This window comes from Kamptonema formosum PCC 10802, assembly GCF_000332335.1.
Lineage (GTDB): Bacteria > Cyanobacteriota > Cyanobacteriia > Cyanobacteriales > Oscillatoriaceae > Oscillatoria.
The window spans coordinates 720,410-726,971 of record NZ_KB235949.1 but is presented as its reverse complement, the minus strand read 5'-3'; the positions used below and the strand labels follow the sequence as shown (position 1 = coordinate 726,971).

The following is a 6,562-nucleotide window of genomic DNA, read 5'->3' as shown; positions in this document are numbered from 1 at the left end:
GGAAATCTACAAATATAGGTGGCACATAGAGTTGCTATGGAAGTTTCTTAAAATGCACCTTAAGTTAGATAAGCTGATTACTAAAAATGTAAATGGTATAGCTATACAAATTTATGTTTCGCTGATAGCTTACCTGATATTAAAGATAGTAGATATTCCTAAAGAATGGGGGACTACGCTACTAGATAAACTCCGCTATCTTCAATGTTGTATGTGTCAAGAAATCAGCTATGTCCACTGGATAGAACGACTTCTCTCTGGCTAAGCATTTTTACTCAGGGCAGGATAAATGTAAGCTAAAATGTAAAGTTTTGTGACAGAATTCAACACTTGTGCATTTTATTGCCCAGTGCGGTTAGGCTGCGATACTGCCCTGGGAGCTAAGTTTACGGCCTCGTGCCGGTGTGGCAATCGCTACGATTTCCCGCTGTCGCGCACCCGGGCGTGAGTATTTTTGCAGGCGGGCTTGGGAGTGGGGGTGGGGGAAAAGTTTGGGTTCCATTGAGGGAGGGATGTAATGGGAGTATGCCAGGGCATGCAAAAATATTATGACTGCCTCAGAGGGGGTTTGGGGGAAAGGAACAAGGAAAAAAAACACCCCGGCGCTAGGGCAGGTCGGTACAGTTGCGGTGGGGCTAAAGCCCAACTACAAATGGTGGGGCTAAAGCCAAACTACAAACGGTGGGGCTAAAGCCCAACTACAAACGGGGCACCGGCACGCTCCCGATATAATTGCTTATTCTGCAGCACGCAGGAGTGTAAACATCTCTGCCGAAAGGAGGATGATAAATGTCTGTCTTGCTGCATGTCCCTCACCGCCTCCTCGGATGAGAATGCCGGTGAGGTTCGCTCCTGTCTTGGGGTGTCGGGGACAGAGTTGCCTCTGGACGCCTGTGCCGGTGAATTCTCCCAGGGAGATATAGCAATAGACAGCCAGTTTAGGACAGGGCATCTCACTTTCTAGTAGGGATAGGGGCGGAGGGAACGCCTGTCCTACGTCCGTTCCCTAAGTGGCTACTGCTATCTGTGCGTTTATCTGCGTTCATCTGCGGGAAAAAAACAGCGTCACTCACAACAGCAGCGGGCACAATATCCCCCGCTTGCAGCCCGAAAACCAGAAACCCGGTTTCTTGGAGAAACCGGGTTTCTTGAAGACCGCCGGCGAGCTGTGCTTTGCGAATTTATGCCGGCGCACTCACTCAGTCCGCGATCGCGTTGAGCAAGACTTCCGCCAGAGTCATGTTTTCCATATCGTCAAGGGTAACAGTGTCAACAATGTCAAACTTGGCACCGGCACTCTGCAGCTCATCATCGAGCGCTTTGAGAAACCGGGTTGCTGTTGCGTCGGAACCCACTTGAATGAAAGAAATGGCCAGCTCTTCATCTCTGTCCATCAGGCGAGATGCGTCAATAATCACCTTCATCACCGCTCTGCGATCGTCTGGCTCTCCGTCCGTGATCACCAAAATGGTTTCCCCACTCAGCTTCGTCTGACCGGCAGTCTTGCGCTGAAAGTAGTTGCTCGTCGCATCCAGCAGCACAGCCGCCAAGTTAGTGCTCCCAGAAGGGTCGTTTTCTTGAAAGATTTGTGCCACCTTACTGGAGGTCACGCTCTCGAACCGCTTGAACCGGCCCGAAAACAGGTAAACTGTAATCCCGTCCGGGTCAAACTGCTCGCATTTTCTCGCCACCGCCAGGGTAGACTCCTGCGCCGCATCCCAGCGACTTTTGCCGCCCAGTTGGTCGGGAGTGGACATGCTGCCGCTTTTGTCAATAATTAAAGTATAGTCGCGATCTTGCAAAATATTACCTCCTTGCATTCAGAGAAAACCTCCAAGGACTGTCAGGGTTTCTTCTTCTAGCCTATACGACCCTCAGGAAAATGCCCTGATTTTTAATATAAAAATCACAAATCTCCCTAGCGGGCTGGGTTTACGGCCCAGAAACCCGGTAGGGGCGGAAGGCCCCGCCCCTACGCTCACCGGGTTTCGCAGTACCTCACTAATATGAGAGCCGCTATAAAACCCCTAATCAACAATTGCCTTGAGCAGCACTTCTGTCAGCGTCATGTCTTCCATGTCCTCGAATGTTACCGTGTCAACAATGTCAAACTTCGCACCGGCACCCTGCAGCTCATCATCGAGCGCTTTGAGAAACCGGGTAGCTGTTGCGTCGGAACCCACTTGAATAAACGAAATAGCCAGTTCCTCATCCCGCTCTATCTTGCGAGAGGCGTTCATAATCACATCCATCACTGCCTTTCGATCGTCAGGCTCCCCATCAGTGACCACTAGAATTGTCTCTCCCTCTGGTTTGCTCTCACCGGCAGCCTTGCGCTGAAAGTAGTTGTTGAGGGCATCTTGGAGGACAGAGGCTAGATTAGTGCCGCCAACCGGCTCATTTTCCTGAAAAATCTGCTCCACTTTACTCGCTGTCACACTGTCGTACCGTTTAAACCGGCCCGAAAACGTATAAACCGCAATCCCGTCTGGGTCAAGTTCTTCGCATTTCCTCGCCAGAGCTAGGGTAGACTCCTGCATCACCGCCCACCGGCTTTTACCCCCCGGCTGGTCTTGGGTGGACATACTGCCACTTTTGTCAACAATCAGTGTGTAGTCGCGAGCTTCTATAGAAGCAAGCGCCTTCAATCCTGCCGGTGTCCGCTGATTGGCAGCGTTCATAACTACCTCTGTCACGCTCTTATTTCCTACCTCTTCCGCCGTGACAGTTTCACCAATATTAAACTTTGTTCCAGCTGCCTGCAATTCTTCCCCAAGGCGCTTGAGAAATTGTGTGGCTTGGGAATCAGACCCAATTTGAATAAAGAAAATTTCTAATTCCTTAGCCCTCTCCATCCGGTTGCTGGCTTCTAGAACCACCTGAGTAACAGCCTCGCGATCGCTCTCACCATCTGTGATTGCAAAGATAGCCTCTCCATTCTGCTTACCCTGACCCGCAGCTTTTCTGTGAAAGTAGCTGTCAGTTGCGTCCTTTAACACACCAGCTAAGTTAGTTCCGCCATCAGGACGATTTCCCGCAAAGATGGGCGCTACCTTGCTGGATTGGACGCTATCATTTCGTTTAAATCCGTCTGAAAACAAGTAAACGGTAATCCCGTCTGGGTCGAACTGTTCGCACTGACTTGCCAGTGCTAGCGCCGCCTCTTGCGCTGCAGCCCACCGGCTTTTACCACCTGGCAAGTCTGTCGCTGCCATACTGCCACTCTTATCGATGATTAACGTATAGTCCCGGTTTTCCAGCATCACAAATTCTCCTCAAATACATTAAGTGACTCTCTGCTAGTCCCTGGAGCAGTTCTAAATTTTTTCTGAGCTCCCTCTCTCTTTTCTTTCCTTGGCGTTCTTTGCGTCTTGGCGGTTTATAAAAAAAATAATTATCACAGCTCAATTCTAACCGATCTAAAGCCAGCTGCTTCCCGTAGAGTAAACGCCCTCGGTCGCAGAGGGAGGGAACGGAGAAAGTTGTTTAGGGGTGGCTGTCACTCCTTATTAACCACTCCCTAAACAGAATGCTAATCCACGATGGCATTAAGCAGCACTTCCGAGAGAGTCATATCTTCCATATCCTCGACAGTAACAGTGTCAACGATGTCAAACTTAGCGCCCGCACCTTGCAATTGATCGTCCAGCACCTTCAGGAATTGAGTCGCTGTCGCATCGCTCCCCACTTGAATAAACGAAATCGCCAGCTCTTCATCTCTGTCCAGCCGGCGAGACGCCTCAATAATCACCTTCATCACAGCTTTGCGATCGTCTGGCTCCCCGTCTGTGACCACCAAAATTGTCTCGCCATTGGCCTTTGTCTGGCCTGCTGCCTTGCGCTCCAAGTAGCTGTTGCAGGCATCTTGGAGCACCTTTGCCAGATCGGTGCTGCCAGAAGGCTCATTTTCTTTGAAAATTTGCGCCACTGTTGCGGCGGTTACATTGTCGTAGCGTTTAAACCGGCCAGAAAACACATAAACCGTAATCCCATCCGGGTCCAGCTCCTCACATTTGCTGGCCAAGGCAAGGGTAGACTCCTGCATAAGCGCCCACCGGCTTTTCCCCCCCGGCTGGTCTTTCATGGACATGCTGCCACTTTTGTCGATAATTAGTGTATAATCACGGTTTTCCAACATAAGCGTCGTTCCTGTGAAAGTATTAATGGCCTTTTCCCACTGTCCGCTGATGGGATAGGGGGGTGAGGGGGGTGAGGGTGAAACTCTTTGCAAACATCAGACCCTAAAGCATGAACAATCCCAAATCCCCTAATCCCCTAATCCCGGCTTTCCTTATAGCCTCACTCTTCTTTAAAACTATCAAACCCAGCCAGCGCCCAAGGTTTTTTCCGAGTAAATTTTTCTTAAGACCGTTTGTAGTTGGGCTTTAGCCCCTCCGTTTGTAGTTGGGCTTTAGCCCAAAGTTCGCAGTTGGGCTTTAGCCCCACCGTTTGTAGTTGGGCTTTAGCCCCTCCCCGAGAGCACCCCGCAACTCGACCGTCCGAGCTCCGAGCTCGAACGGTGGACCTCCGAGCTCGAACGGTGGACCTCCGAGCTCGAACGGTGGACCTCCGAGCTCGAACGATGGAGCTCTGAGCTCGAACGGTGGACCTCCGAGCTCGAACGGTGGAGCTCTGAGCTCGAACGGTGGACCTCCGAACTCGAACGATGGAGCTCTGAACTCGAACGGCGGACCTCCGAGCTCGAACGGCGGACCTCCGAGCTCGAACGGCGCAGCTCTTGAGGGCTTGCCCCTACCGGCGAAACCGTGTCCCCCGCACACCGGCAGGTGTTCCCGGCTTCAGGCGGCGGCTAAGGTATCTTTCAGGGGCTTCCAGCGGAAGAAGCGCTCGCCGCCCATCTCGACTGCAATTTTGACGCGGGGCTCGATTTGAGGCAAAGCCGTCAAATATTCAATTTCCTGACGGGAGAGGATGTGTCCTTCGATGATCCACAGCACCAGTCCCTTGGCTTTGGGGGGCAGGTGGTCTAGCTGGGTGTTTAGAATCGGGGGGATGTAGTAGACATAGCCCACTGCAGCGCCGGTGCTGAGACTTTTCTTGCCGAGGTGGGGGGGGCGAACGCCGTGAACCCCTGTGAGATAGGCGGCTAAGTCTCCCAACCCCCGGGCGCTCAAGTTGTAGGTGGTGTACCCTGCTGCCCGTATGCGGCGCTGGTAGCGACCTTCATATCCCCCTTCTAAGGGCACATACAGTCCCAGCGCACCGTTCTTTTCCAGATCGCGAATCAGTTGGCCCCCGGTGGTGATCAGTGCCATAACTGTGCTGTTTACCTTATCCTGTAGTTTTGTGAACTGCTGCTGGCATTTTATCCTGAATCAGGGGGGGCTGGACTGCGCGGCGGCCCTGCTGCGCCACTGATGCCGGCTGGCCACAGGGCCGCCGGCAGCCGAAAAAAAAATTTCCCCCAAATACTAGACAAGTTCAAATAGATAGTTTAATATTTGAGATTGTCGGCAAATTTACAGGCATCCCAGTCTGCTCAGGCAAGAAGGGAGAGTTTGGGCCTGCGATTCCCCAGGAAAGGCGTTGCAGAAGAGGAAATGAGCGGCACGGCTGAATGGCCAGTTCAGCGCTGCGGCCAGTCTCACCAGTTGGATACTGAGCGGCTCGCTGCTTAAGTCCCTAGAAGTTCCTCCAAAGGCCGGGATAAAATGGCCCGGTCGCTGACAGTTTAAGACAAAAGGCAATTTTGGCAGAGAACTGCCGGAAAGCTGGTTTCCTGAGAGATCGGGGAACTGGTGCTGGCTGGGCTGGTTAAAAAACTTTATGGGAGCAAACGGATGGGAGGGAAGCCTGACATCCGGATGTATAGTAGTGCGTAAAAAAAGGAGGCCATCAAACCCGTGGCATTAGGTATTGTGGGCACGAAGCTCGGCATGACACAAGTGTTTGACGCGGAGGGGAAAGCAGTCCCAGTCACCGTGATCCAAGCAGGGCCATGCCCGGTAACGCAAATTAAAACGGAAGAGACAGACGGCTACAGCGCGATCCAAGTGGGATACGGTGAGGTGAGGCCCAAGGCGCTGAACAAGCCGCTGCTGGGGCACCTGGCTAAGTCGGGGACTGGGCCGGTGCGGCACCTGCAAGAGTATCGCGTGGAGAATCCAGGCGAGTACCAGTTGGGACAGGAGATCAAAGCCGATATTTTCAGCGCCGGCGAGATTGTAGACGCAATCGGAACCAGCATCGGCAGGGGGTTTGCCGGCTACCAGAAGCGGCACAACTTCGGACGGGGGCCAATGTCGCACGGTTCAAAAAACCACCGGCTGCCGGGTTCTGTGGGAGCGGGGACAACACCCGGTCGCGTTTACCCGGGCAAGCGGATGGCCGGTCGTCTGGGAGGCAAACAGGTGACGGTTCGCAAGCTGACAGTGGTGAGGGTGGACGCGGAGCGCAACCTGCTGCTGGTAAAAGGAGCGGTTCCGGGCAAACGGGGGGCGCTGCTCAATATCATGCCGGAGAACAAAGTAGGCCGGTAGGTTTGTAGTTGGGCTAAAGCCCAACAGCAGGACAGGCGTCCCGCCTGTCCCCCCAACCCCCA

General features: G+C 53.0%; 8 protein-coding genes and 1 pseudogene. 2 read left to right on the top strand and 7 right to left on the bottom strand.

All coding sequences use genetic code 11. The features are described from left to right. Window positions 1-265, top strand: a 265-nt coding sequence (locus OSC10802_RS0133755) for a transposase (RefSeq protein ID WP_155969058.1), incomplete at its 5' end; no start/stop codon positions are given. A gap of 90 nt (window positions 266-355) precedes the next feature. Here the strand turns inward: OSC10802_RS0133755 and OSC10802_RS51930 are convergent. The 7 genes and pseudogenes from OSC10802_RS51930 to OSC10802_RS0133725 form a co-directional block, all read right to left on the bottom strand. Next, a complete protein-coding gene (locus OSC10802_RS51930; protein ID WP_155969039.1) occupies window positions 356-502 on the bottom strand; it encodes a hypothetical protein in 147 nt (48 codons plus the stop codon). Between the two features lie 234 nt (window positions 503-736). Next, on the bottom strand, window positions 737-952 hold the full coding sequence (locus OSC10802_RS51925) for a hypothetical protein (protein WP_155969037.1): 216 nt from the start codon (window positions 950-952) through the stop codon (window positions 737-739). A gap of 247 nt (window positions 953-1,199) precedes the next feature. Further along, on the bottom strand, window positions 1,200-1,805 hold the full coding sequence (locus OSC10802_RS0133745) for a vWA domain-containing protein (RefSeq protein ID WP_369797145.1): 606 nt from the start codon (window positions 1,803-1,805) through the stop codon (window positions 1,200-1,202). Between the two features lie 222 nt (window positions 1,806-2,027). Beyond that, the gene (locus OSC10802_RS0133740; RefSeq protein WP_044172425.1) at window positions 2,028-2,681 is read right to left on the bottom strand and encodes a vWA domain-containing protein; all 654 of its coding nucleotides are present in this window, start codon (window positions 2,679-2,681) and stop codon (window positions 2,028-2,030) included. A 93-nt stretch (window positions 2,682-2,774) separates the two neighbouring features. Further along, window positions 2,775-3,263, bottom strand: a pseudogene (locus OSC10802_RS53645) (VWA domain-containing protein); the annotation flags it as partial. Window positions 3,264-3,532: 269 nt separating this feature from the next. Beyond that, complete coding sequence (locus OSC10802_RS0133735; RefSeq protein WP_017721176.1) at window positions 3,533-4,138, bottom strand: vWA domain-containing protein; 606 nt, start codon at window positions 4,136-4,138, stop codon at window positions 3,533-3,535. A gap of 661 nt (window positions 4,139-4,799) precedes the next feature. Next, window positions 4,800-5,276 carry an NAD(P)H-quinone oxidoreductase subunit N gene (locus OSC10802_RS0133725; protein WP_017721174.1) on the bottom strand — a complete coding sequence of 159 codons (477 nt, stop codon included), beginning with the start codon at window positions 5,274-5,276 and terminating at the stop codon, window positions 4,800-4,802. 588 nt (window positions 5,277-5,864) lie between these two features. On the opposite strand from OSC10802_RS0133725, the gene rplC reads away from it, so the two are divergent. Next, entirely contained in the window at window positions 5,865-6,500 is a 636-nt protein-coding gene (gene rplC, locus OSC10802_RS0133715; protein WP_017721173.1) for a 50S ribosomal protein L3, read from the top strand. The last annotated feature ends 62 nt before the right edge of the window (window positions 6,501-6,562 follow it).